Source organism: Microvirga sp. Mcv34, assembly GCF_024519725.1.
In the GTDB taxonomy this organism is placed as follows: Bacteria; Pseudomonadota; Alphaproteobacteria; order Rhizobiales; family Beijerinckiaceae; genus Microvirga.
The window spans coordinates 182,535-205,851 of the sequence record NZ_JALJRK010000001.1; the positions used below are offsets into that span (position 1 = coordinate 182,535).

Consider the following 23,317-nt stretch of genomic DNA (forward strand, 5'->3'; position numbering starts at 1 on the left):
GAGGTGGAGACCGTCGACGAGGCCCCGTTGCCGAAGGCGCCGCCGGACATCGAGCTCGATGGGGCGGTGCTGCGGAAGTTCCCCCAGCGCTTCATCAATCGCGAGCTGTCCTGGCTGGAGTTCAACCGCCGGGTCTTCGAGGAGGCGTCGAACCGCAACCACCCGCTCCTGGAGCAGCTGCGCTTCCTGTCGATTTCGGCCGATAACCTGGACGAGTTCTTCATGGTCCGCGTCGCGGGTCTGATCGGGCAGGTGCGCTCTGGCGTCGCCACGGCCTCGCAGGACGGGCTCACGCCGCAGGAGCAGCTGGCGAAGATCTCCGTGGCTGTCTCCCATCTCGCCTCGGACCAGCAGCGGCGCTGGCGCGAATTGCGCGACGCGCTCTTGGAGGAGGGCATCGTCCTCACCGAGGGGACGGGACTGACGAAGGCGGAAGCCTCTTGGCTCGAGGATTACTTCCTCAACCACGTCTTCCCGGTGCTGACGCCGCTCGCCATCGATCCGGCGCACCCGTTCCCGTTCATCCCCAATCTCGGCTCGTCGATCGCCCTGAAGCTCGTGCGCCAGAGCGACGGCAAGGTGCTGAACGCGCTGATCCGCCTGCCGTCGCGGGCGGAGCGCTTCATCCGCCTGCCGGATTTCGCCGAGACGGGCGCCACCCGCTTCATCGCCCTGGAGCAGATGATCGTGCTCTACACGAGCCGCCTGTTCCCCGGCTACGCGGTGCAGGGGCAGGGCGCCTTCCGGGTGATCCGCGATTCCGACATCGAGGTGGAGGAGGAGGCCGAGGACCTCGTGCGCCTGTTCGAGACGGCGCTCAAGCAACGCCGCCGGGGCAGCGTGATCCGGCTGGAGGTCGAGGCGGCCATGCCCGAGGACCTGCGCCTCTTCGTGGCCGAGGAGATGGAAGTCTCCAACGACGAGGTCTTCGTCGTCGAGGGCATGATGGGCCTGCGGGACCTGTCGCAGCTCGTCGCCCTGGAGCGGCCCGACCTCAAGTTCAAGCCCTACAATCCGCGGTTCCCCGAGCGCATCCGCGAACATAGCGGCGATTGCTTCGCGGCAATCCGCGAGAAGGACATCATCGTCCATCACCCCTACGAATCCTTCGACGCCGTGGTGCAGTTCCTGCGCCAGGCCGCGCGCGATCCGAACGTGGTGGCGATCAAGCAGACGCTCTACCGCACCTCGTCGGATTCCCCCATCGTGGCGGCGCTCGCGGAAGCCGCCGAGGCGGGCAAGTCCGTCACCGCCCTCGTGGAGCTGAAGGCCCGCTTCGACGAGGAGGCCAATATCCGCTGGGCACGCGACCTGGAGCGCGCCGGCGCCCAGGTGGTCTTCGGCTTCATCGAACTGAAGACGCATGCGAAGCTGTCCATGGTCGTGCGCCGCGAAGGCAGCCAGCTCATCACCTATTGCCATGTGGGCACGGGCAACTACCACCCGATCACCGCGCGCATCTACACCGACCTGTCCTATTTCACCGCCGATCCGGTGATCGGGCGGGACGTGTCGCGCATCTTCAACTTCGTGACCGGCTATGCGGAGCCCGCCGAGCTGGAGCGCATGGCGGTGTCGCCGCTCACCCTGAAGAAGCGGCTGCTCCAGCACATCGAGGAAGAGGTGGCCCACGCGAAAGCGGGGCGGCCGGGGTCGATCTGGGGCAAGTGCAACTCGCTCGTGGACGCCGACATCATCGATGCGCTCTACGATGCGAGCGCTGCCGGCGTGCAGGTCGATCTCATCGTGCGCGGCATCTGCTGTCTTCGTCCAGGCATCAAGGGCCTGTCGGAGAACATCCGGGTCAAGTCCATCGTCGGGCGCTTCCTGGAGCACACCCGCATCTACGCCTTCGGCAACGGGCAGGCGCTGCCGAACAACAAGGCGCATGTCTACATCTCGTCGGCGGACCTCATGTCGCGCAACCTCGACCGGCGCGTCGAGGCCCTGATGCCGATCCTCAACCCGACCGTGCACCAGCAGGTGCTCGACCAGATCATGCTCGCCAATCTCCTCGACAACGAGCAGAGCTGGACCGTGCTCCCCGACGGCTCGAGCCAGCGGGTGGTGCCGGGCAAGGGCGAGGAACCATTCAACGCTCACAAGTATTTCATGACAAATCCGAGTCTGTCGGGCCGTGGCAAATCCCTCAAAACCTCCAGTCCCAAGGCGCTCGCCAAGCGCGGGCAGCGCTGACATGCAGGCCGTAAGCCAGGAGGCTCAGGGACGGCTCAAGATCGGCCGCCCTGTCGCCATCATCGATATCGGGTCGAACTCCGTGCGCCTCGTGGCCTATGAGGGGCTCTCCCGCGCCGTCACGCCGATTTACAACGAAAAGGTCCTCTGCGGCCTCGGACGCCATGTGGCGACCACCGGCCGCCTGGACGACGAGGCCGTGGACCGGGCCCTGCGCGCGCTCGCCCGTTTCCGCGTCCTGTGCGATACGATGCATGTGTCGGAGGTCTTCGTCCTGGCGACCGCCGCCGCGCGTGACGCCTCCAACGGCCCCGCCTTCCTGGAGGCGGCCGCCGAAGCCTGCGGCCAGCCGATCAGCCTGCTCTCCGGGGCCGAGGAGGCGCGGGCGTCGGCGCTCGGCGTCATAGCGGGCTTCCACGAGCCCGACGGCATGGTCGGCGACATGGGCGGCGGCAGCCTGGAACTGGTCGACGTGCTGGGCTCCCGGGTCGGGCAGGGGATCACCATGCCGCTCGGCGGCCTCGCCCTGCAGGACGTCAGCGGCGGCTCGCTCAAGCGGGCCCAGCGGATCGTGCGGGAAGCTCTGGAGCGGGCTCCGGAGTACCTGGAGGATCTGCACGGCCGCACCTTCTACGCGGTCGGCGGCACCTGGCGCGCTTTGGCGCGGCTGCACCAGGCGGCGCGGGATTACCCGCTCCACGTGATGCACGGCTACATCATCGACCCTGACGACGGCCTCGACTTCCTGCACCTCGTGGAGGAGGCCGATTCCAAGACCCTCAAGGACATCGAGAGCATCTCCGAGGCCCGGCGGCCGCTCCTCGCCTATGGAGCCATCGTGCTGGAGGAGATCATCCGTCTCGGCGAGCCGAAGGAGGTCGCCATCTCGGCCTTCGGCGTGCGCGAGGGTATTCTGTTCGACCGGCTCGATCCCGAAACGCGCGAGCGCGATCCGCTGCTCGCGGCCGCGAGCGACCTCAACCTCCTGCGCTCCCGCTCGCCGCGCCACGGGGTGGAGCTGTGCCAGTGGACGGAAGCCTTCATCAAGAGCCTGGGCCTGCCGGAGACGGACAACGACACCCGCCTGCGCCAGGCGGCCTGCCTCCTGGCCGATATCGGCTGGCGGGCGCATCCCGACTATCGGGGCGAGCAGAGCCTCAACCTGATCGCCTACGGGGCCTTCGCCGGGCTCGACCATCCAGGCCGGGCCTATCTGGCCCTGTCGATCTTCTTCCGGCACGAGGGGCTCTCGCCCGACAAGGTCTCTTCGCGGATCAGGTCCCTGGCCGGTCCCCGGCTCCTGGAGCGGGCGCGGTTGCTCGCGGCTCTGATGCGCATCGCCTATCCGGTCTCGGTCGCCATGGAGGGAATCCTTCCCCGGGCTCCCCTGACGGCCCGCGGCAACCAGATCGTGCTGAACCTGCCCGCCGGCCTGGGGCCGCTCGCCAACGAGCGCCTCAAGGGCCGCCTGCGCGCCCTCGGCAAGCTCCTCAACATGGATCCCGTGATCGAAATCCGGTAAGACGCCGCCATCGGCCGCAGACGAAGCTGATCGACTCCGGCGGCGTGGATGATTAAGGCTTTACAGAGCAAGGGACTTCAATACTTTCTCTTCCCGATGGGAAGGAAGCCTAGCCTTTGGGGACAACCATGGAATTGATCGACCTCACAGCCGTTCGCAACGCCGAGCGGTCCAGCGAGCCCTACAACTACGTTCTCGCTTCGAACCTTCTGAGGCAGGACAAGATCGACGACCTGCGGCGGGACTTTCCCGACATCAACAAGCCCGGCTACCTGACCGTCGACGAGGTCAAGCTTCACGGCCGCTTCAAGAAGCTCATCGAGGAGTTGGAAGGCCCCGAGCTGACCGAGGAGCTCTCCAAGAAATTCGGCCTGGACCTGCACCAGTATCCGCGCCTGACGACCATCATGAAGAAGTCTCAGCCGAAATATGGGTCCATCCACACGGACGGCCCGTCCAAGGTCATGACCATGCTGGTCTATATGAACGACGAGTGGCAGCAGGACGAGGGCGGTCGCCTGCGCGTCCTCTACGACGACAAGAACTACGACAAGTTCAAGCTGGAAGTGCCGCCCACCATGGGCACCATGTTCGCCTTCCTGCGCTCCGACAATTCCTGGCACGGCCATCTGCCCTTCTCGGGCGAGCGCCGTGTGGTCCAGATCGCCTGGGTCAAGAGCCAGGCCGATGTGGACCGCAAGAAGAAGCACAACAAACTCGCCCAAGTCTTCAAGGGCATCTTCGGGCGGTAAGGTCCGTTTCCGAACCGATTGATCGCGTCATGGCCGGGCTTGCCCCGGCCATCGGCGTTTTGGGGAGTGATAATGTCGGATATCCAAACCACCGGGACGCGGATCGTCTATGAAAACCGCTGGATGCGCGTGCGGGAGGATGCGATCGTCCGTCAGGACGGATCGGCCGGCATCTATGGCGTCGTGGAGAAGGCCGACTTCGCGATCATCGCCCCAGTGGACCACGGCAAGATCCATCTGGTGGAGCAGTATCGTTATCCGGTGCGGGCCCGCTATTGGGAATTGCCCCAGGGCTCCTGGGAAGATGCCCCCGGCACCGATCCGCTGGAGCTCGCCCGCGCCGAACTTCGCGAGGAGACGGGACTGACGGCGCAGACCATGCTGCATGTGGGGCATCTCTTCGAGTGCTATGGACACTCGAACCAGGGTTTCCACATCTACCTCGCGCAGGGGCTTCGGCAGGGGGAGGCCCATCGTGAGCACACCGAGCTGGACATGATCAGCCGTGCCTTTCCGGTCGACGAGGTCTTGGCGATGATCACGGAGGGGGGCATCAAAGACGCGGCGACGGTGGCGACGCTCGGACTTCTGCGCTTGAAAGGGCTGATTTGACAGATCAGCCCTAAGCAATCTCCCTGAGCTTCACCCGCCCGCGCTCCAGCACCAAGCCGAGCTCGCCGTTCTTCAACGCGATGGCCTTCTCGCCGAACAGCTTGCGGCGCCAGCCGTGTAGGGATGGCACGTCCGCCTCGTCGCTGTCGGCGATGGCTTCCAGCTCCTCGACGGTCGCGATGATCTTGGGCGCGACGCCCTCCTGCTCGGACACCGCCTTGAGCAGCACCTTCAGCAGGTCCACGACGGAGCCGGTGTTTGCGCGGCCGCGGCTCCGCTCCGGCACGGGAATCGTTGCCATGTCGCGGGCCAGCGCCCGTTCCACCGCATCCAGGATCTCGCCCCCGGTGCGGGAGCGCTCGAAACCGTTGGGGATGGTGCGCAGGCGGCCCAGAGCCTCCACGCTGCGCGGGGCCGAGGTGGCGATGTCGATCACCGCGTCGTCCTTGAGGATGCGCCCGCGCGGCACGTCCCGTCCTTGAGCCTCGCGCTCGCGCCAAGCGGAGACCTCCATGAGAACGGCGATCTCACGCGGCTTGCGCAGGCGGCCGGCGAGGCGACGCCACGCATTGCCGGGATCGGCTTGGTAGGTCTCGGGCGAGGTGAGGATTGCCATTTCCTCGGCGAGCCATTCGAGTCGGCCGTTCTGCTGCAGCTGCGCCATCAGCGCCTCGTAGACCTTCACCAAATGGGTGACGTCCGAGAGGGCATAGGTGAGCTGCGCGTCCGTCAGCGGGCGGCGCGACCAGTCCGTGAAGCGGGAGGACTTGTCGATCTTGGCCTTGGCCAGATCGTTGGTGAGCTGCTCGTATGAGACAGAGTCCCCGTAGCCGCACACCATCGCGGCGACCTGGGTGTCGAACAGGGGCGCGGGCACGATGCCGCCGAGGTTCCAGACGATCTCCAGGTCCTGCCGGGCCGAGTGGAAGACCTTCACCACGTTCGGGTCGGCCATCAGGGCCATGAACGGGTCGAGGCTGATGCCCTCGGCCAGGGGATCGATGAGACAGGCGTCCGCAGGATCGGGGCCTGCCATCTGGATCAGGCAGAGCTTCGGATAATAGGTGGTCTCGCGCAGGAACTCCGTGTCGACGGTCACGAACGGATGCTGGCTGAGACGGTTGCAGACGGCCGCCAGGGCGTCGGTGGAGGTAATCAGGTCCATGGAGCGTTCATAGCCTATCGGAAACGGGCCCGCGAGTCTGTCGTCGCCGGACCCGCGGATTGTCGGAGGATAAGGTAAAGCTCCGAACCGACGGAAGGGGCCAGCGCAGGAGAGGGGCCTCAGGCGCTGGTTTGGCTTCGCGCAAGGTACTTGCGGCGGGCCTTCGCCTGGCGCTCGGCGCGCTTCATGAGCCAGTCGAGGATGTTGTGCTCGACCACGAGCCCTGTCTCCGCATCCTCGAGGCGATGGATCCGGTCGACCCGGAAACCACGATAGCCGTCATCGGACAGGATATCGATTCCGCCCAGCAGCATCTTGCCCGGCCCGACTTTGAGTTCACGCGCCAGCACCCAGCGCCGGCTCGGATTGCCGGCTTGGTCCACATAGTCGAGCTCCAGCGCGCCCTCCAGCGGGTAGACATGCCAATTGCCCTCGATCCGCTCCTCGATGGGAGTGTTCCGGGCCGGTCTCAACAGAGATGTCGCAAGGGTACTAACCATAGGAAGAATATGGGAATTCACCCTTTGTTCCGCAAGGATTTCAGGCCGCTGGGAAGTGGAAAAATCGTTGGAAAATAAGGAGAGTACGGGGAGGGGTAGGGCTTTTGGGACGGGCGGATCGTCAATGTTGAAACATTGCGATATCTCATAACCTTACCTTGGCTCGAGGCAACCTTGATCCGCTGGCGCAGGTACTCCCCAGCATTGGGATAAGCGGCATAAGGCCAGTTACCCGCGAGTCACTTCAGAACATATAGCGCCCTCTGAGGGTTCATCCCTGATGGGCTGGAGAGCGAGGCTCAGGATCGAAAAGCCGTGCGCGGGAGGCCGGTTGTCTTCCCTTCCGGGCGGATCTCCCGTCCCGACCCGATCTTCGCGCGCTCCGCTGGAGCAGGAGACGGCATCCAAGTCCCGCGCTTCCCTCGACCGTCGAGACGAGCCAGGACCAGCCGACAGCCTCCCGCCCCGTCAGGGGTGGGAATGCGGAGTCGCAACTATGGAAACCGGGAATGCCCATGATGGGAGGGCAAATTATCCGCAAAAATCCCGAGAGCCTCCGCAACCTGATCAGGGTTTGTCTCAAGGATCATGTGATACCCGTCGATCAACACGACGTTGGCATCGGGCCGCAGATCGCGAAAGCGCCCAGCATACCAATGCGGCAGGAGTCGATCTCTCTTGCCATGAATAACCAAAACGGGTTGGCGTAGTCGCTTAATCGTTTCCCGGACATCGATTTGGAGAGCAAGCTTGGCGCGATGTTTGACAAGACGATCCGGCAGAAGGTTCAAGCACTGCCGCATTTGGCGGGCCACGTCACCGTCTTTGCTCCCTCCCATCATCAACCAAGTCACCAGCCCAAAAGGAATGGCTCGAAGCGGAATGAGGTCAAGCAGGGTGCCGGCCATTCGTGGGATGGCGAGTTTCGGGAACGAGGCGACAAAGGCGATACCCTTGACCCTGTCCGGGCATCTTTCCGCAATCAAAGCCACCAAGGGGCCGCTGAAGGATTCTCCTGCCAGGATGAGCGGTCCTTCGGGCAGCCGTTCCATGAAATGCTGAGCCATGGCTGGGAAGTCTAGGCACGGGTCCTCAGGCAGTGCCATGATCCTCACCTCGAAGCGCTTGCCCAGCTTGGCCGCTGCACTCTCCCGCAGCTCCCGGCACCCATCAATCCCAGGGAAGATGATCACCTTTGGCGTCAGGCTCGGCATTGGCATCGGCGGTTCCGGAGGTATAGTTCAGTTTTTTAACTTTGTTACAGAAGGGTGCGGAGCACAATCATTCGGTTCCGCCTTGACTTCCCCCGACTCCCATGGATGTTGCGCTTGAATTCGAACCAGCAGGCTTTCCCATGTCCGCCTCCATGCACCGTTACCGCTCTCATACCTGCGGCGCGCTCCGCGAATCCGATGTCGGCCAGGTGGCCCGGCTCTCCGGCTGGTGCCACCGCATCCGCGACCATGGCGGCGTGCTCTTCATCGACCTGCGCGACCATTACGGCATGACGCAATGTGTAATCGATCCGGATTCCCCGGCCTTCAGGCAGGCCGAGGCGGCCCGGTCGGAATGGGTGATCCGGGTCGACGGCAAGGTCCGCAAGCGCCCGGCCGGTACCGAGAACCCGGAGCTGCCGACCGGCATGGTCGAGGTCTACATCACCGACATCGAGGTGCTGGGCCCGGCGGCCGAGCTGCCGATGCCGGTCTTCGGCGACCAGGAATACCCGGAGGAGACCCGTCTTACCTACCGGTATCTCGACCTGCGCCGCGAGAAGCTCCACAACAACATCATGAAGCGCGGCGCGATCATCAACAGCCTGCGCAGCCGCATGCAGCAGAGCGGCTTCTTCGAGTTCACGACGCCGATCCTGACCGCCTCCTCGCCGGAAGGCGCGCGCGACTTCCTCGTGCCGTCGCGCATCCATCCCGGCAAGTTCTACGCCCTGCCGCAGGCCCCGCAGCAGTTCAAGCAGCTCATCATGATCTCCGGCTTCGACCGGTACTTCCAGATGGCGCCCTGCTTCCGCGACGAGGACCCGCGCGCCGACCGCCTGCCGGGCGAGTTCTACCAGCTCGACGTGGAGATGAGCTTCGTCACCCAGGAAGACGTCTTCCAGACCATGGAGCCGGTGATCCGCGACACCTTCAAGGAGTTCGCGGACGGCAAGCCGGTCACCGACGTGTTCCCGCGCATCCCGTATTTCGAGTCGATGCTGAAATACGGCAGCGACAAGCCGGATCTGCGCAACCCGCTGATCATCGCCGACGTGTCGGAGGTGTTCACCCGTGAGGATGTGACCTTCAACGCGTTCAAGAACGTCATCAAGTCCGGCGGCGTCGTGCGCGCCATCCCGGCGACCGGCGCGGCCTCGCAGCCGCGCTCCTTCTTCGACAAGCTCAACGACTGGGCCCGCTCGGAAGGCGCGCCCGGCCTCGGCTACATCGTGTTCGAGGAAGAGAACGGCCAGATCACCGGCAAGGGGCCGATCGCCAAGTTCATCCCGGAAGCTGCGCAGGCCGCCATCCGCGAGAAGGCCGGCATCAAGGCGGGCGACGCGGTGTTCTTCTCGGCCGGCGTCGAGGACAAGGCGGCGTCGCTGGCCGGCAAGGCGCGCACCCGCATCGGCGAGGAGCTGAACCTCATCGACAAGGACCGGTACGAATTCTGCTGGATCGTTGACTTCCCGCAATACGAGTGGAACGAGGACGAGAAGAAGATCGACTTCTCCCACAACCCGTTCTCCATGGCGGATTTCGACCATGATGCCTTCATGGCCCTCGATCCGAAGGACAAGGACACAATCCTCAAGATCACGGCCTTCCAGTACGACATGGTCTGCAACGGTTACGAGATGGCCTCGGGCTCGATCCGCAACCATCGTCCCGACCGGATGGTGAAGGCCTTCGAGATCGCCGGCTACGGCGAGAAGGAGGTCATGGAGCGGTTCGGCGGCATGTATCGCGCGTTCCAGTACGGTGCGCCGCCCCACGGCGGCATGGCGGCTGGCGTGGACCGCATCGTGATGCTGCTCTGCGGCGCGCATAACCTCCGCGAGATCACGCTCTTCCCCATGAACCAGAAGGCGGAAGATCTGCTGCTCGGCGCCCCCTCCGAGGCGACCCCGAAGCAGCTGCGCGAGCTCCACATCCGGACGAACCTGCCGGAGAAATGAGCCGCCAGGACGTTACCGCCATCGTCGTGACCTTCGACAGCGCCCATGCGCTGCCGGAGTGTCTCGGCGTGCTGCGGGCGGATTCCGTGCCGGTGATCGTGGTCGACAACGCCTCGACGGACGACACCGCCGCCATGGCCGAAGGGCAGGGCGGCCGCGTCATCCGCAACGCCCGCAACGAGGGCTATGGCCGAGCCAACAACATCGGCGTGCGGGCGGCCGACACCGAATTCGTGCTGATCGTCAATCCGGATTGCATCGTCGACAGGGGCGCGGTCGCGTCCCTCGTCGATGCGGCCCGGCGCTATCCCGATGCGGCGTTCTTCGCGCCGCAGATCGTGGAGCCGAGCGGACGGGTGTTCTACCAGCCGCGCTCCCTGCTCGCCGCCTCGCTGACCAATCCCGGCGGCAAGCTCGTCCTGCCCGAGGGCGAGGCCTGCGCGCCGTTCTTCTCCGGCGCCTGCTTCCTCATCCGCCGCGAGGCCTTCCTGCGGCTCGGCGGCTTCGACGAGAACATCTTTCTGTTCTACGAGGATGACGACCTCTGCCGCCGCGTGGCGGATTCCGGCTCCGCTTTGATCTATGTCCCTCAGGCCGTCGTGAGGCATGGACGCGGACGGTCGAGCGGCGACAAGCCCGGTCGGGTCTTCACCTCCCGCTGGCATCAGGCTTGGTCGCGGGCCTATGTGAGCCGCAAATACGGTCTGCCGAACCCGGCCCCGGGCATGTTCGCCGTCAATGCCCTCAAGACCGTAGGCGCGAGTCTGACGCTCCGGCGCAAGCTGGTCGAGCGCTATGGTGGCTCAGCGGCCGGGGCCTGGGCGGCCATGCGGGGTCGCAAAGCGTTCTGACAGGGCCAAAGGACGAAAGCTCCGGCATATTGCCGTACCGTCGCGGTTGATTTAATCCCATTTCTGACAGGCTCCGACAGGAGGAGCGCAGGAGAGAAGGTAACTCGTCACGATGGCTCCTGCGCGTCCCTGGCACGGTGTAAAGGTCGAGAGCGCGATCGCCGGGCCGCACAACAACCTCACCCTGATCCGCCTGGCTCTGGCGCTGGCCGTCGTGGTGTCCCACGCCTTCAGCGTCACCACGGGCGAATTGTCCGACGAGCCCCTGTTCGCCTCCACCGGCTTCACCCTGGGCGAGCATGCGGTGAACGGTTTCTTCGCGATCTCGGGCTTCCTCGTCACCATGAGCTTCGACCGGCGCGGCTGGCGCGACTATGCCATGGCCCGGGCCTTACGCATCGCGCCCGGGCTGATCGTGGCGGTGCTCGCGGTGTCGCTCGTCCTCGGTGCCGCCATGACCACGCTGCCCCTGGGCGAGTATTTCGGAAGCCCAGCCTTACGCCGCTTCATCACGTCAACGCTCACGAGCTTCAAGAGCAACACGGAGCTGCCCGGCGTTTTCAGCGGCAATCCCCTGGTGCTGCCCATGGGAACGGTCTGGACCCTTAAATACGAGGTCATGTGCTACGCGGGTGTTTTCGCCGTGGGCCTGCTCGGGCTGCTGCAATCCCGGACCATCGCGCTCGTGCTCGTGGCCGGGCTGGCGCTGGGTTCGGTGGGGCTGAATCTTTTGCAGCCCAATGCCCCCAAAGGCATGGAGACGGCCCTTCGCCTGCCACTGATCTTCGCCTTCGGCGGCGCGCTCTACGTCTGGCGCGGCCGGGCGCGGTTTTCGGGCCTGATCGTGCTGGCGCTCGCACTCGCCACGGGGCTGAGCGCCGGGACTTGTCTGTACAAGATGCTGCTGTTCATGAGCACCACCTACGGCATCCTGTGGCTGGCCTTCGCGCCGATGCTCACGCGCTTCGCAGTCGAGCCCAAAGCGGATCTGTCCTACGGCACGTATCTCTATGGCTGGCCGATCCAGCAGAGCCTGCACGCGCTCTGGCCGGGCGTTTCGGCCATCGCGCTTCTCGCGCCGTCGCTCGCGATCACCCTCATGGTCGCCGCCGCGTCATGGTACCTGATCGAGAAGCCGGCTTTGGGCCTGAAGGCGAGGGCGCTCGGGCGCCGTACGCTCAGGACGATTGAGCCCGCAGCACCTTGACGGCCGCGACCAGCTCGCGGATCCGGTCGCTCTGCAGAAGCGGGATGAGGGTGGCGATCTTTTCCTGCGGCAGCTCCCACCATTGGGCGTCGAGCAGGGCCGTGATCGTGTCCTCGTCGAAACGGTAGCGGATCACCCTGGCCGGATTGCCGCCGACGATGGCGTAGGGCGGGACGTCCCGGGTCACAATGGCATGGGCCGCGACCACGGCGCCATGCCCTACAGTCACACCAGACATGATGATGGCGCCGGAGCCGAGCCAGACGTCGTGGCCAATGACCACGTCACCCCGGGAGGTGTGATACTCGTCACTCTCGGGCGCGCCGGGCCATAGGTCCCGGAAGGCCGAGAAGGGATAGGTGGTGCCCCAGTCCGTGCGGTGGTTGCCGCCGAGCAGGATCTCAACCTTGTCGGCAATGGAGCCATAGCGACCGATGGTGAGCTTACGCCCCGACTCCGGGAAGCGGACCTTGGGCTTGCCGTAGGTGAACTCGCCAATCTCGTAGCCGTAACGTCCGGCCATGCGGGCCAGGTGGATGCGGGTCTGATTGTGCGGGTTGCGCCAATTTTTCAGGCGCTGCCTCAGCTTCATCGTGCGACCCCGCGGGTTGAGACAAGGACATTGACGGCAGGGTGAAGGGCGCGCACAAGAGCCTCCAAAGTGGTTTGGTCAGTGCAAGGAGCGTCGGGGATGGGAGACAACATCTCGCAGGATCTGAAATCGGGAGCTATGTTCTACCACCAGCATCCGCGCCCCGGAAAGCTCGAGATCCAGCCGACCAAGCCGCTCGGCAACCAGCGTGACCTGGCTCTGGCCTATTCTCCCGGCGTGGCCGCCCCCTGCGAGGCCATCGCGGCCGATCCGGCAGAGGCTGCCAACCTGACGTCGCGCCAGAACCTCGTGGCGGTGATCTCCAACGGAACGGCCGTTCTCGGCCTCGGCGACATTGGCCCGCTCGCCTCCAAGCCCGTGATGGAGGGCAAGGCGGTCCTGTTCAAGAAGTTCTCCGGCATTGACGTGTTCGACATTGAGCTGGCCGAGAAGAACGTAGACAAGATGGTCGAGGTGATCGCCGCGCTCGAGCCGACCTTCGGGGGCATCAACCTCGAGGACATCAAGGCGCCGGAATGCTTCGAGGTCGAGGAGCGGCTGAAGGCCCGCATGGGCATCCCGGTCTTCCACGACGACCAGCACGGCACGGCCATCATCGTGGGCGCGGCGGTGACGAACGCGCTCGAACTCGCGGGCAAGCGCATCGAGGACGTGAAGATCGTCACCTCAGGGGCAGGCGCCGCGGCGCTCGCCTGCCTCAACCTGCTCGTGTCCCTCGGCGCCCGGCGCGAGAACATCTGGGTCACGGACATCGAAGGCGTGGTCCATGAGGGCCGCAACGAGCTCATGGACCGCTGGAAGTCGGCCTATGCGCAGAAGACCGACGCGCGCACCCTTGCCGACGTGATCCCCAATGCGGACGTGTTCCTCGGCCTTTCGGCCGGCGGCGTGCTCAAGAAGGAGCTGCTCGCCCAGATGGCGCCGCGGCCTCTGATCATGGCACTCGCCAATCCCTACCCCGAGATCATGCCGGAGGAGGCCGAGGCCGCCCGTCCCGACGCGATGATCTGCACCGGCCGCTCGGATTACCCGAACCAGGTCAACAACGTCCTGTGCTTTCCCTACATCTTCCGCGGCGCCCTCGACGTGCAGGCGACCACGATCAACGAGGAGATGAAGGCCGCCGCCGTGAAGGCCATCGCGGGCCTCGCCCGTGAGGCTCCGTCCGAAGTGGTGGCGCGCGCCTATGGCGGCGAGGCGCATCCCTTCGGGCGCAAGTCCCTGATCCCAAGCCCCTTCGATCCGCGCCTCATCCTGCGCATCGCTCCTGCGGTCGCGAAGGCCGCGATGGATTCCGGCGTTGCGAAGAAGCCCCTGGAGGATCTGGAGGCTTATGCGGAGTCGCTAGGCCGTTTCGTGTTCCGCTCGGGCTTCATCATGAAGCCGCTGTTCTCGCAGGCGAAGGCCAATCCGAAGCGGGTGATCTATGCCGAAGGCGAGGACGAGCGCGTGCTGCGCGCCGTGCAGGTGATCGTGGAGGAGGGCATCGCCAAACCGATCCTGATCGGGCGCCCGAACGTCGTCGAGGCGCGCATGAAGCGCTTCGGCCTGTCCATGGAGATCGGGCGGCATTTCGAGCTGGTGAACCCGGAGGACGACCCGCGCTACCGCGACTACGTCGCCACATATGTCGAGGCGGCGGGCCGCAAGGGCATCACGCCCGATGCGGCGCGCACGCTGGTGCGCACCAACAACACCGTGATCGGCGCGCTGGCTGTTCGGCGCGGGGATGCGGACGCGCTCATCTGCGGGCTCGAGGGCCGGTTCCAGTCCCGCCTCAAGCACATCAAGGACATCATCGGGCTTGCGCCCGGCGTGCACGAAATGGCGGCCCTGTCGCTCGTAATCACATCTAAGGGCGCGTACTTCCTGGCCGACACTCATGTGCAATTCGACCCGACGGCGGAAGAGATCGCCGACATGACGATCGCCTGCGCCAGCCATGTGCGCCGCTTCGGCATGGAGCCCAAGATCGCGCTGCTGTCCCACTCGGATTTCGGTGCGGCGGACAGCCGCTCGGCGCTGAAAATGCGCCAGGCCCTGGCCTGCATCAACGAGCGCGCGCCGGATCTCGAAGTCGACGGCGAGATGCAGGCGGACGCGGCCCTGTCCCAGATGATCCGCGATCGGATCAACCCCAACTCGCGCCTGAAGGGCGAGGCCAACGTGCTGATCATGCCCAACCTCGACGCCGCCAACATCGCGTTCCAGTTCACGAAGGTGCTGGCGGATTCGCTCCCCGTCGGCCCGATCCTGATCGGCCCGGCCAAGCCCGCCCACATCCTGACCCCGTCCGTGACGGCGCGCGGCATCGTCAACCTGACGGCCATCGCGGTCGTGGAGGCCCAGGCGGCGGAAGAGGATCAGCCGACGCTGAATTGATCCGCCTGTCAGTGCAGCCCCGTCTCATCACCGGCTTTGTGCCGGTGATGTTGTCAGGAGTGGCGAAGCACCTTTCTCATCGCTCTGGTCAGGCTTGGCCCGACCAGAGCGTGACAGCGGCTCTTACTCTACTGTTGCCTTAATATTCAGCTTCTGAATCGCATCGGCAGGTTTCGGAGCCAGTGCCACATCCATGAAGCCGAACCCGGAAGGATTTTTCGGCGTCGCCTCGATCGTGAGCTTCCCAGGCTTTGCGATGAAGCTTGCGATCGCCCTCGCCAAGGTCGAGGTTTGCTCTGAATTGCCGATCATGGCGGAGAGCACCAGCGGCACGGCATCCGCGTAGAGCTTGCGCAGGGATTCCGTCTTGGTCTTCTGCTTCCTGGCGGTTTCGGCGAGGTAGCGATCGAACACTCCGTTGTCCTCGACCACGAGATTTGCAGATTTGGCCTTCAGGCCGATCAGTGCAGCGGCGGCCGTGGCTTCGTCCGTGCTAAAGAGATCCTTGTTGGCACCGCCGATCACGCCCGTCAGGGAAAAACGGCCCAGTCCTTTCGTCTCGCCAGAAACCTGCTTGAGAAGGATCTCATTCGTGCTCTCGCTCCAGGTTGCTTCAAGAAGGAAGGATGAAGTCAGCTTTTGGAAGCCGGGTCCCAGGAGATCGGCGATAAGCTTGTCCGAGCCGCCCGAGGGGAGAGTCATCGCGATATCGCGCGTTTCGTACCTGATATTCGTCGGAATGCCATTCACAGGTTTATCGGCCGTCAGCTCGAGACCCTTCGCGGTTACGACGATGCGTCCAGGCTTGCCGCCTTCTTCATCCTCGCTCGGACCATCGATATCGACATCGGAAATACGCAGTGTCCCCAAGGTCGGAATCAAGGTCCGCATATCGGCCTGGTCGAGATTGTCGAGAGACTTATCTTGAAGGGCCCTCAGGCCATTCAGCGTCTGTTCGAAGGAGAAGTCCGTCAGGCTTATGCCGCCGAATTTGATGTGCATGTCCTGGTCGCTGACCGCGAACCCATCCATGCGGACATTGGCGGCATCCGAGCCGTTCGCCCCCGTATAGGCGATCCGCTCTATGCGGCCGGCCACGGAAGGTTGTTTGCTCTTGTCCTTCTTGGGAACCGTGAACTCGATTCCGGTCGCTTCCGCGGATGCGATGTTGAAAGCGCCGAGCAAGTCGGCAATCGACGTCATCAGCTGCTTTTGCTCTGCGTCGGAAAGATCGGTTTTATCTCCGAGCCTCTCCAGCAGAGCCGAGGTGCCGGTCCAGGAATCGAGGGTTGGCCGTGCCATGAAGTCACGGCCGCTGATCCGTGCGATCTTGAAACCGATCTGTTCCTTGGCGGCGCGCAATTCGGTTTTCTCGATGGAGAATGGGCCGTGGATCAACGCCATGGGGTCGGACGTGGAGGCGGCCCTGGTTTCGTAGAGGCGGGCGAACGCGGGCAGATCGAAATCGCTGATCGAGGCGCGTCCGAAACTGCCGACGAGATCAACCTCGGGCCCTTTCTCGTCCATGGCCATGGCCTCGACCGTGGTCGAGGCAATCTTGCCGTTCACGATGTCGCCTAAGGTCACGTTCGAATACGTGACCGTCACGGTGCCCCCATGGGCCTGTTGAGTCAGCTTGACCTCAGGGATCAGGATCTGCTTGGCGCGGACCCGTGCCAGACGGTCCGCCAACGGTTCGGATGAGCTGCCTGAAAACAGCGCCTCGATGTCCGCCTTTGTGGAGGCGGCGCCGGAAACTTCGATGCGCTTGGCTTCATACCGGGCTCCGCCGAAGGAGAAGCTCACGTTCTCGAGCGCAAAGCTCTCCGTGCCCTGTGCGAAAGCCGCGCTCCAGAGCGGGACCTTGACGGCCCCTACCGCGATTCGATGTCCGTCATTGCCGACCACCAGATCCCGGATCACCGTAGGTTCTAACTGCAAAGCCGCAGAGCCGGCCATCAAAGCGAGTGCGCAAACGCCTGCACGATAACGAAGTCCCATACTGTCCCCCTGGCCAAGCGAATCCGGCACTGGCCATCTCAGATTGAAATGCGCAGACAGGATAAGGCGTTATGTAACGATTTTACAATGAGAACGAGGTGCCGCAGCCGCAGGAGGCTGTGGCATGGGGGTTCTCGATCTTGAAGGACTGGCCGATCAGGTCGTCCACGAAGTCGATGACCGAGCCGTCCATGTACTGGATCGACACCTCGTCCACGACCACCGTCGCCCCGTCCCGTTCGATCACGAGGTCATCGTCCTGCCGGGTCCGATCCACGTCGAAGGCATACTGGAACCCGGAGCAGCCGCCTCCGTTGACGCTGATTCTCAGGTGAGACCCGGCGGGCTCGGACGACATGATCTCGTTGATGCGGCGGGCGGCGCGGTCAGTCAGGGTGATACCGGTCATGGGCACTTCCAGTCCTCGCGAGGACGCAATTCTTGCATAAGATGTTAAGAGCAAGGTAAGTGCGCCCTGACAAGGCTTCAACCCGGGGATGATTGTGCGGCCCTTTGGCGAGAGATGGCGAGCCCCTTATGCCTGCGACCCCTGGGGAAGCAGAGGCCGGCTGTTCCCGGAGGCAGTCTCGCCGACCCGAAGCGAATTCCAGCGCGACCGGGACCGGATCATTCATTCCTCGGCCTTCCGGCGCCTGAAGCACAAGACGCAGGTCTTCGTCTATCACGAGGGCGACCATTTCCGGACCCGGCTGACCCACACCATCGAGGTGAGCCAGATCGCCCGGGCGCTCGCCCGTTCCCTCGGTCTCGACGAGGACCTGGCCGAGGCGCTGGCGCTGTCCCACGACCTGGGCCATACGCCCTTCGGCCATACCGGCGAGGACACCCTCGACGAGTGCATGGCCGGGTTCGGCGGCTTCGACCACAACGCCCAGGCCCTGCGAGTGGTGACCCGGCTGGAGCGCCGCTACGCGGAATATGACGGGCTCAACCTCACCTGGGAAACCCTGGAGGGACTGGTCAAACACAACGGTCCGCTCCTCGATTCCGACGGGCAGCCGACCCTGCGCTATGCCGCGCGGGGCGTCCCGCTGGCGATTCTCGAATACAACACCCTGCAGGACCTGGAACTCGCCACCCATGCGGGCGGAGAGGCGCAGGCGGCCGCCATCGCGGACGACATCGCCTATGACGCGCACGACATCGACGACGGGTTGCGGGCCGGGCTGTTCCGGATCGAGGAATTGCGCGAGGTTCCGTTTCTCGATGGCCTCCTGACCGAGATCGACGCGCGCTATCCAACCCTCGATCTCTCCCGGCGCATTCACGAGCTGACCCGGCGCGTCATCACGCGCTTCGTCGAGGACGTGGTCGTTGAGGGCGAACGCCGGATCGCCGCGCTGTCGCCTCGCAGTGCGGAGGACATCCGGCAGGCAGGCGACACCATGGTCTGCTTCTCGAGAGGCATGCAGGAGGCCGATGCCTCCATCAAGCGTTTCCTCTACGCCCACATGTACCGGCACCCGGACGTGATGCGCGTCCGAGCCCAGGCGGACGCCGTCCTGCGGGACCTTTTCAGGCGCTTCAAGGCCGAGCCGGAGCTGATGCCGGAGGAATGGCAGGCCGACCTGCCGAAGGACGACGAGCCCCGGCTCGCCCGCCGTGTGGCCGATTACATCGCCGGCATGACGGACCGATATGCGATCCTCGAACACCGGCGCCTGTTTGACGTGACGCCGGACTTGCGTTAGGCGCGGCTACGTTCTTCTGGCGTCCAACAACTCTGCCCTCGTCCTGAGGAGCCGCGGAGCGGCGTCTCGAAGGAGGATCCAGAGAGCACGGGAGACGCCCTCGTCCTTCGAGACGGCCTAAAGGCCTCCTCAGGATGAGGGCTTGCGAAGCGTATTATCTGCTGTGACCAGGGCCAGTTGCCCATTGAGATAAAGTACCATGAACATTTTCGGGCTGTTTGAGAAACGGGTTGCGGATGCGCTCGGCCGGTTGGCCGAAGAGGGCAAGATTCCATCGGGGCTGAATGTCAGCCGCGTCGTGGTCGAGCCGCCGCGCGATCCCTCCCATGGCGATCTCGCCACGAACGCCGCCATGGTGCTGGCCAAGGAGGCGCGCATGAACCCGCATGCCATGGCCGAGCTTCTCGTTGCCGACCTCAAGGACGATCCGCGCGTCACCCACGTGGAAATCGCCGGTCCCGGCTTCATCAATATCCGGCTTGAGCCCTCGGTGCTGCACGAGGTTCTACGCGCCGCTGTCGTCGACAGCCAGAGCTTCGGCCGCAGCGGGCAAGGGGCGGGCGCGCCGGTCAATGTCGAGTATGTCTCGGCCAACCCGACCGGTCCGATGCATGTGGGCCATTGCCGTGGCGCGGTCTTCGGCGACGCCCTGGCCGGGCTGCTGGACTTCGCCGGCTACAAGGTGACCCGCGAATACTACATCAACGATGCCGGCGCTCAGGTCGATGTCCTCGCCCGCTCGGCCTATCTCCGCTACAAGGAAGCCTTGGGCCAGGATATCGGCGAGATTCCGGAGGGGCTCTATCCCGGCGATTACCTGAAGCCGGTTGGCGAGCGCATGGCCAGTGAATACGGCTCGAGCCTGCTCGACAAGCCGGAATCCGAGTGGCTGCCGCTCGTGCGCGAGACCTCCATCAACGCCATGATGGACATGATCCGCGACGATCTCGCGGCCCTCAACATCCATCACGACGTGTTTTTCTCCGAAAAGTCCCTCCAGTCGGGCCCGGTGGACCAGGTCAGGGAGCTCATCACGGAACTGCGCGGCCGTGACCTCGTCTATATGGGCCGCCTGCCGCCGCCCAAGGGCCAGAAGGACGAGGATTGGGAGGACCGGGAGCAGCTTCTGTTCCGCGCCACGTCCTTCGGCGACGAGGTGGATCGCCCGCTGCTGAAATCGGACGGCTCCTACACCTATTTCGCCTCCGACATCGCCTATCACCGCTCCAAGTTCGAGCGGGGCTTCGCCTCCATGATCGACGTTTGGGGCGCGGACCACGGCGGCTACGTAAAGCGCATGCAGGCGGCCGTGAAGGCCGTGTCGGACAATAAGGCCGACCTGGATGTGAAGCTCTGCCAGCTCGTGAAGCTGCTGCGCGGCGGCGAGCCGGTGAAGATGTCGAAGCGCTCGGGCGACTTCGTGACCTTGCGCGAGGTTGTCGACGAGGTGGGCCGGGACGCCGCCCGCTTCATGATGATCTTCCGCAAGAACGACGCGACCCTGGATTTCGACCTCGCCAAGGTGGTCGAACAGTCGAAGGACAACCCGGTCTTCTACGTCCAGTACGCCCATGCCCGCTGCGCCTCGGTGTTCCGTCAGGCGGCGGAGGCTTTCCCGGGCGCCGATTTCTCGGCGGCGCAGCTTGCGAAGGCGAATCTGTCGATTTTGAGTGACGAAGCGGAGATGGACATCATCCATCGCATCGCCCAGTTCCCCCGGACGATCGAGGCCGCGGCCGAAGCTCATGAGCCTCACAGGATCGCATTTTACCTTTACGATCTGGCAAGTGCGTTCCACAGCTTATGGAATAAGGGCAAAGACTTGCCGCAATTACGCTTTGTTAATCTAACTGATAAAGATTCAACACAAGCGAGACTCGCTCTCGTGCATGCCCTCAAGGGCGTGCTCGCATCTGGTCTCGCAATCCTGGGCGTCACGGCACCCGATGAAATGCGATAGTGTTTCTTGAGGCGGATCAACCGCTTACGAAGCGTTCGCGTCGGGTCTCGTTACGTCATGCAGGCGGAGCAACGGTGCTCCTGTCGCGTAACTGGAGATCCGGCGCATGAGCGAATCAGTGAAGCCCCGTTTTGCCGTCGACCTCAACGAGATCGAACGGCAACTCGCGCAGGCGGGCACCCCGCAATCCCAGTCGGCCAGCGCCGGGCGGAACGATCCGCTGGCGGAATTGGCCCGGATTGTGGGGCAAGACGACCCTTTCCAAGCCCTCTTGGCCAATGACGGCACCAATCGTCCGCGCCAGCAAGGCTCCTCCATCGACGATCTTTTCGCTGTCCGCGACACCGTGCCGCAAGCAGCCCGCGAGGTACCGGTCCGTGCCCCACAGGGAGGTCACGCCGCGCCGGCGTACGATCTCGGTGGGTACCCGCAAAGCCACGTCCGCGCCCCTGAGCCCGCCTATGCACGTCAGCCTGCCCACCAGGAGCAGGATGCCTACGGCAACGAGGCCTATGCGCAGGACTACTACGCCGATCAGGCCGGACCCTACGTCGATCAGGATTACGATCAGCAGCAGGATTACGTCCCGGTTCAGAAGGGCCGGTCCCGCAAGGGCATGATGGCCATGGCGGCGGTTGTGGGCGCGGTCGTCCTCGGCGGCGGCGGAGCTTATCTCGCTTCTGGATCGTCGGCGGTCACCGGGGGCGAGCCGCCCCTCGTGAAAGCGAACAACGAACCCACGAAGGTCCAGCCGCAGAACCCGGGCGGAGTCGAGATCCCGAACCAGAACAAGCAAATCTACGAGCGCGCCAACCAGAACGCGGCGACCAAGATCGTCAACCGCGAGGAGCAGCCGGTCGATCTTCAGCAAGCCGTGCGCATGAACGGCGGCGCCGTGGCCGACGCCACGGGCGGTACGGTTCCCACCAGCACGGTCAAGCCCCACCAGACAGCCAGCCTGAACCTCGGGGAGCCGAAGAAGGTTCGCACGGTCACGATCCGTCCTGACGGCACCGTCGCGGGTTCGGAGCATCAGGCCACCCCGCCGGCGGCCCCCCAGGCCATGACGCTGCCGCCCCAGGCTCAGGCCGCCCCCGTCCAGACGGCATCGGCTCAACCCCGCGCGGTTGCGAGCACTCCCGTCGCGGCTCCCGCCACGCCCGCGCCGACCCCGAAACCAGCGCCTGCGGCAGCCACGCCCGCACCGACGCAGGTTGCGTCGGTTCAGCCGGTCGCTCCGGCGGCGGCCGCGGCGGACACGACGCCCAGCGGCGGCTTCGCCGTGCAGCTCGGCCTCGCCAATTCCGAAGCCGGCGCCCAGACGGCCTTCGCATCGTTCCAGCGCAAGTACCCCGATCTCGAAGGGATGCCGTCCCTCATCCGCAAGGCGGAAGTGAACGGCAACACCATCTATCGCGTCCGGGTCGGCCCCCTGTCCAAGGACGAAGCCTCCTCCCTCTGCTCCAAGCTGCAGGGCCAGGGCGGCCAGTGCTTCGTCGCCAAGAACTGAGACAGCTTGGCGGTCGAGATTTCTTGACCCTGTCGACCAGGAGACTTAAGGCGCGGGTATGAAAACCCGCGCCTTTATTGCTGGTTGCTCCGGCACTGAGCTCACCCCCGACGAGGCCGCTTTCTTCAAGGAGGCGGATCCCTGGGGATTCATCCTGTTCCGCCGCAACGTGGACAGTCCCGAGCAGGTGAGGGCGCTCTGCGCCGCCCTAAGGGATGCGGTCGGCCGGACCGATGCCCCGATTCTGATCGACCAGGAGGGCGGCCGAGTCCAGCGCCTGGGGCCGCCGCATTGGCCCAAATATCCATCCGGCCGCGCCTATGGCCGTCTCCATGCGAACGATCCGCTCGTCCGGCGGGAGATCGCCCGGCTCGGAGCCCGGCTGATCGCCCACGATCTCCGCTCGGTCGGCATCACGGTCGATTGCCTGCCGGTCCTGGACGTTCCCTCGCCGGGAGCCCACGACGTGATCGGGGACCGGGCCTACGGCCAGACGCCGAACCAGGTCGCGATCCTGGGCCGCGCCGCCGCCGAGGGCCTTCTGGCAGGCGGTGTGCTGCCCGTGGTCAAGCATATGCCGGGCCATGGCCGGGCCGGGGCCGACAGTCACCTGGCCCTGCCCGTGGTCGATGCCTCCCGCGAGGAGCTGGAGCGGCACGATTTCGCGCCTTTCCGCATGCTCACGGACATGCCCCTCGCCATGACGGCGCACGTGGTCTACACGGCCCTGGACCCGGACCGGCCCGCGACGACGTCCCCAGTGGTCATGCGGGAGATCATCCGCGGCCATATCGGCTATGACGGCCTGGTGATGACCGACGACCTGTCGATGCGCGCCCTGTCCGGCTCGTTCCGCGACCGGACCGAGGCCGCCTTCTCGGCAGGATGCGACATGGCGCTTCACTGCAATGGCAGCATGGAGGAGATGACCGCCGTCGCCGAGGCGACCCCCATCCTGGAAGGCGTCGCCCTGCGTCGTGCTAACGCTGCGTTAGCTCGCATCACCCATGATCCGGAGCCTCTGGATCCTGTGGATGCCCGGTCCAGGCTCGATTCTGCGCTTGCGATGATCGCCTAAAGCCCATGAAGCTCCTAGCGCATCGTGCGGAAAAGTGGATCCGGTTTTCCGCACTCAACGATGCGCAAGTTAAGATGAGCA

The 23,317-nt window shown here is 64.8% G+C and carries 18 protein-coding genes; 12 read left to right on the forward strand and 6 right to left on the reverse strand.

Annotated features, from left to right (window positions below; genetic code table 11):
* Positions 1-27: 27 nt before the first annotated feature.
* From OC446_RS01095 to OC446_RS01110, 4 genes are all read left to right on the forward strand, one after another.
* Positions 28-2,196 carry an RNA degradosome polyphosphate kinase gene (locus OC446_RS01095; RefSeq protein ID WP_262027247.1) on the forward strand — a complete coding sequence of 723 codons (2,169 nt, stop codon included), beginning with the start codon at positions 28-30 and terminating at the stop codon, positions 2,194-2,196.
* Between the two features lies 1 nt (position 2,197).
* Positions 2,198-3,718 carry an exopolyphosphatase gene (gene ppx / locus OC446_RS01100; protein WP_262027193.1) on the forward strand — a complete coding sequence of 507 codons (1,521 nt, stop codon included), beginning with the start codon at positions 2,198-2,200 and terminating at the stop codon, positions 3,716-3,718.
* Positions 3,719-3,846: 128 nt separating this feature from the next.
* Positions 3,847-4,470, forward strand: coding sequence for a 2OG-Fe(II) oxygenase (locus OC446_RS01105; RefSeq protein ID WP_262027194.1), 624 nt, complete (start codon positions 3,847-3,849; stop codon positions 4,468-4,470).
* Positions 4,471-4,542: 72 nt separating this feature from the next.
* The gene (locus OC446_RS01110) at positions 4,543-5,082 is read left to right on the forward strand and encodes an NUDIX domain-containing protein (protein ID WP_262027195.1); all 540 of its coding nucleotides are present in this window, start codon (positions 4,543-4,545) and stop codon (positions 5,080-5,082) included.
* 10 nt (positions 5,083-5,092) lie between these two features.
* On the opposite strand, the gene rnd is transcribed toward OC446_RS01110, so the two are convergent.
* The 3 genes from rnd to OC446_RS01125 form a co-directional block, all read right to left on the reverse strand.
* Positions 5,093-6,247 (reverse strand): ribonuclease D, encoded by a 1,155-nt coding sequence (gene rnd / locus OC446_RS01115; protein ID WP_262027196.1) that lies wholly within the window; start codon positions 6,245-6,247, stop codon positions 5,093-5,095.
* A gap of 119 nt (positions 6,248-6,366) precedes the next feature.
* Positions 6,367-6,720: a hypothetical protein gene (locus OC446_RS01120; protein ID WP_262027197.1), complete on the reverse strand. Its 354-nt coding sequence runs from the start codon at positions 6,718-6,720 to the stop codon at positions 6,367-6,369.
* A gap of 521 nt (positions 6,721-7,241) precedes the next feature.
* Positions 7,242-7,961, reverse strand: coding sequence for an alpha/beta fold hydrolase (locus tag OC446_RS01125; protein WP_262027198.1), 720 nt, complete (start codon positions 7,959-7,961; stop codon positions 7,242-7,244).
* Positions 7,962-8,113: 152 nt separating this feature from the next.
* Here OC446_RS01125 and aspS point away from each other — a divergent pair, with 152 nt between their 5' ends.
* The 3 genes from aspS (at position 8,114) to OC446_RS01140 (ending at position 11,980) form a co-directional block, all read left to right on the forward strand.
* Positions 8,114-9,922, forward strand: coding sequence for an aspartate--tRNA ligase (aspS, locus tag OC446_RS01130; RefSeq protein ID WP_262027248.1), 1,809 nt, complete (start codon positions 8,114-8,116; stop codon positions 9,920-9,922).
* Positions 9,919-10,773: a glycosyltransferase family 2 protein gene (locus OC446_RS01135; protein ID WP_262027199.1), complete on the forward strand. Its 855-nt coding sequence runs from the start codon at positions 9,919-9,921 to the stop codon at positions 10,771-10,773. The genes aspS and OC446_RS01135 overlap by 4 nt, the downstream gene beginning before the upstream one ends.
* Before the next feature lie 112 nt (positions 10,774-10,885).
* Positions 10,886-11,980, forward strand: a complete 1,095-nt coding sequence (locus OC446_RS01140; RefSeq protein WP_262027200.1) for an acyltransferase family protein — start codon at positions 10,886-10,888, stop codon at positions 11,978-11,980.
* Here the strand turns inward: OC446_RS01140 and OC446_RS01145 are convergent.
* Positions 11,952-12,572: a CatB-related O-acetyltransferase gene (locus OC446_RS01145; RefSeq protein ID WP_262027201.1), complete on the reverse strand. Its 621-nt coding sequence runs from the start codon at positions 12,570-12,572 to the stop codon at positions 11,952-11,954. The genes OC446_RS01140 and OC446_RS01145 overlap by 29 nt on opposite strands.
* 99 nt (positions 12,573-12,671) lie before the next feature.
* Between OC446_RS01145 and OC446_RS01150 the strand changes: the two genes are divergently transcribed.
* A complete protein-coding gene (locus OC446_RS01150; RefSeq protein WP_262027202.1) occupies positions 12,672-14,975 on the forward strand; it encodes an NADP-dependent malic enzyme in 2,304 nt (767 codons plus the stop codon).
* A gap of 123 nt (positions 14,976-15,098) precedes the next feature.
* Here OC446_RS01150 and OC446_RS01155 read toward each other — a convergent pair whose 3' ends face one another.
* Both OC446_RS01155 and erpA read right to left on the reverse strand, forming a co-directional pair.
* Complete coding sequence (locus OC446_RS01155; protein WP_262027203.1) at positions 15,099-16,898, reverse strand: hypothetical protein; 1,800 nt, start codon at positions 16,896-16,898, stop codon at positions 15,099-15,101.
* A gap of 160 nt (positions 16,899-17,058) precedes the next feature.
* Positions 17,059-17,385 (reverse strand): iron-sulfur cluster insertion protein ErpA, encoded by a 327-nt coding sequence (gene erpA, locus OC446_RS01160; protein ID WP_009764549.1) that lies wholly within the window; start codon positions 17,383-17,385, stop codon positions 17,059-17,061.
* A gap of 88 nt (positions 17,386-17,473) precedes the next feature.
* On the opposite strand from erpA, the gene OC446_RS01165 reads away from it, so the two are divergent.
* The 4 genes from OC446_RS01165 (at position 17,474) to nagZ (ending at position 23,236) form a co-directional block, all read left to right on the forward strand.
* Entirely contained in the window at positions 17,474-18,688 is a 1,215-nt protein-coding gene (locus tag OC446_RS01165) for a deoxyguanosinetriphosphate triphosphohydrolase (RefSeq protein WP_262027204.1), read from the forward strand.
* A 199-nt stretch (positions 18,689-18,887) separates the two neighbouring features.
* Positions 18,888-20,648, forward strand: a complete 1,761-nt coding sequence (gene argS / locus OC446_RS01170; RefSeq protein ID WP_262027205.1) for an arginine--tRNA ligase — start codon at positions 18,888-18,890, stop codon at positions 20,646-20,648.
* Between the two features lie 106 nt (positions 20,649-20,754).
* A complete protein-coding gene (locus OC446_RS01175) occupies positions 20,755-22,158 on the forward strand; it encodes an SPOR domain-containing protein (RefSeq protein ID WP_262027206.1) in 1,404 nt (467 codons plus the stop codon).
* Between the two features lie 58 nt (positions 22,159-22,216).
* Positions 22,217-23,236, forward strand: a complete 1,020-nt coding sequence (nagZ, locus tag OC446_RS01180; protein WP_262027207.1) for a beta-N-acetylhexosaminidase — start codon at positions 22,217-22,219, stop codon at positions 23,234-23,236.
* Positions 23,237-23,317 lie beyond the last annotated feature (81 nt).

Bases quoted from the DNA above. Each gene is read 5' to 3' on its own strand.
- ppx (WP_262027193.1), top strand. From the start codon at position 2,198: ATGCAGGCCGTAAGCCAGGAGGCTCAGGGACGGCTCAAGATCGGCCGC.
- OC446_RS01105 (WP_262027194.1), top strand. From the start codon at position 3,847: ATGGAATTGATCGACCTCACAGCCGTTCGCAACGCCGAGCGGTCCAGC.
- OC446_RS01110 (WP_262027195.1), top strand. From the start codon at position 4,543: ATGTCGGATATCCAAACCACCGGGACGCGGATCGTCTATGAAAACCGC.
- rnd (WP_262027196.1), bottom strand. From the start codon at position 6,247: ATGGACCTGATTACCTCCACCGACGCCCTGGCGGCCGTCTGCAACCGT.
- OC446_RS01125 (WP_262027198.1), bottom strand. From the start codon at position 7,961: ATGCCGAGCCTGACGCCAAAGGTGATCATCTTCCCTGGGATTGATGGG.
- aspS (WP_262027248.1), top strand. From the start codon at position 8,114: ATGCACCGTTACCGCTCTCATACCTGCGGCGCGCTCCGCGAATCCGAT.
- OC446_RS01135 (WP_262027199.1), top strand. From the start codon at position 9,919: ATGAGCCGCCAGGACGTTACCGCCATCGTCGTGACCTTCGACAGCGCC.
- OC446_RS01140 (WP_262027200.1), top strand. From the start codon at position 10,886: ATGGCTCCTGCGCGTCCCTGGCACGGTGTAAAGGTCGAGAGCGCGATC.
- OC446_RS01145 (WP_262027201.1), bottom strand. From the start codon at position 12,572: ATGAAGCTGAGGCAGCGCCTGAAAAATTGGCGCAACCCGCACAATCAG.
- OC446_RS01150 (WP_262027202.1), top strand. From the start codon at position 12,672: ATGGGAGACAACATCTCGCAGGATCTGAAATCGGGAGCTATGTTCTAC.
- erpA (WP_009764549.1), bottom strand. From the start codon at position 17,385: ATGACCGGTATCACCCTGACTGACCGCGCCGCCCGCCGCATCAACGAG.
- OC446_RS01165 (WP_262027204.1), top strand. From the start codon at position 17,474: ATGATTGTGCGGCCCTTTGGCGAGAGATGGCGAGCCCCTTATGCCTGC.
- argS (WP_262027205.1), top strand. From the start codon at position 18,888: ATGAACATTTTCGGGCTGTTTGAGAAACGGGTTGCGGATGCGCTCGGC.
- OC446_RS01175 (WP_262027206.1), top strand. From the start codon at position 20,755: ATGAGCGAATCAGTGAAGCCCCGTTTTGCCGTCGACCTCAACGAGATC.
- nagZ (WP_262027207.1), top strand. From the start codon at position 22,217: ATGAAAACCCGCGCCTTTATTGCTGGTTGCTCCGGCACTGAGCTCACC.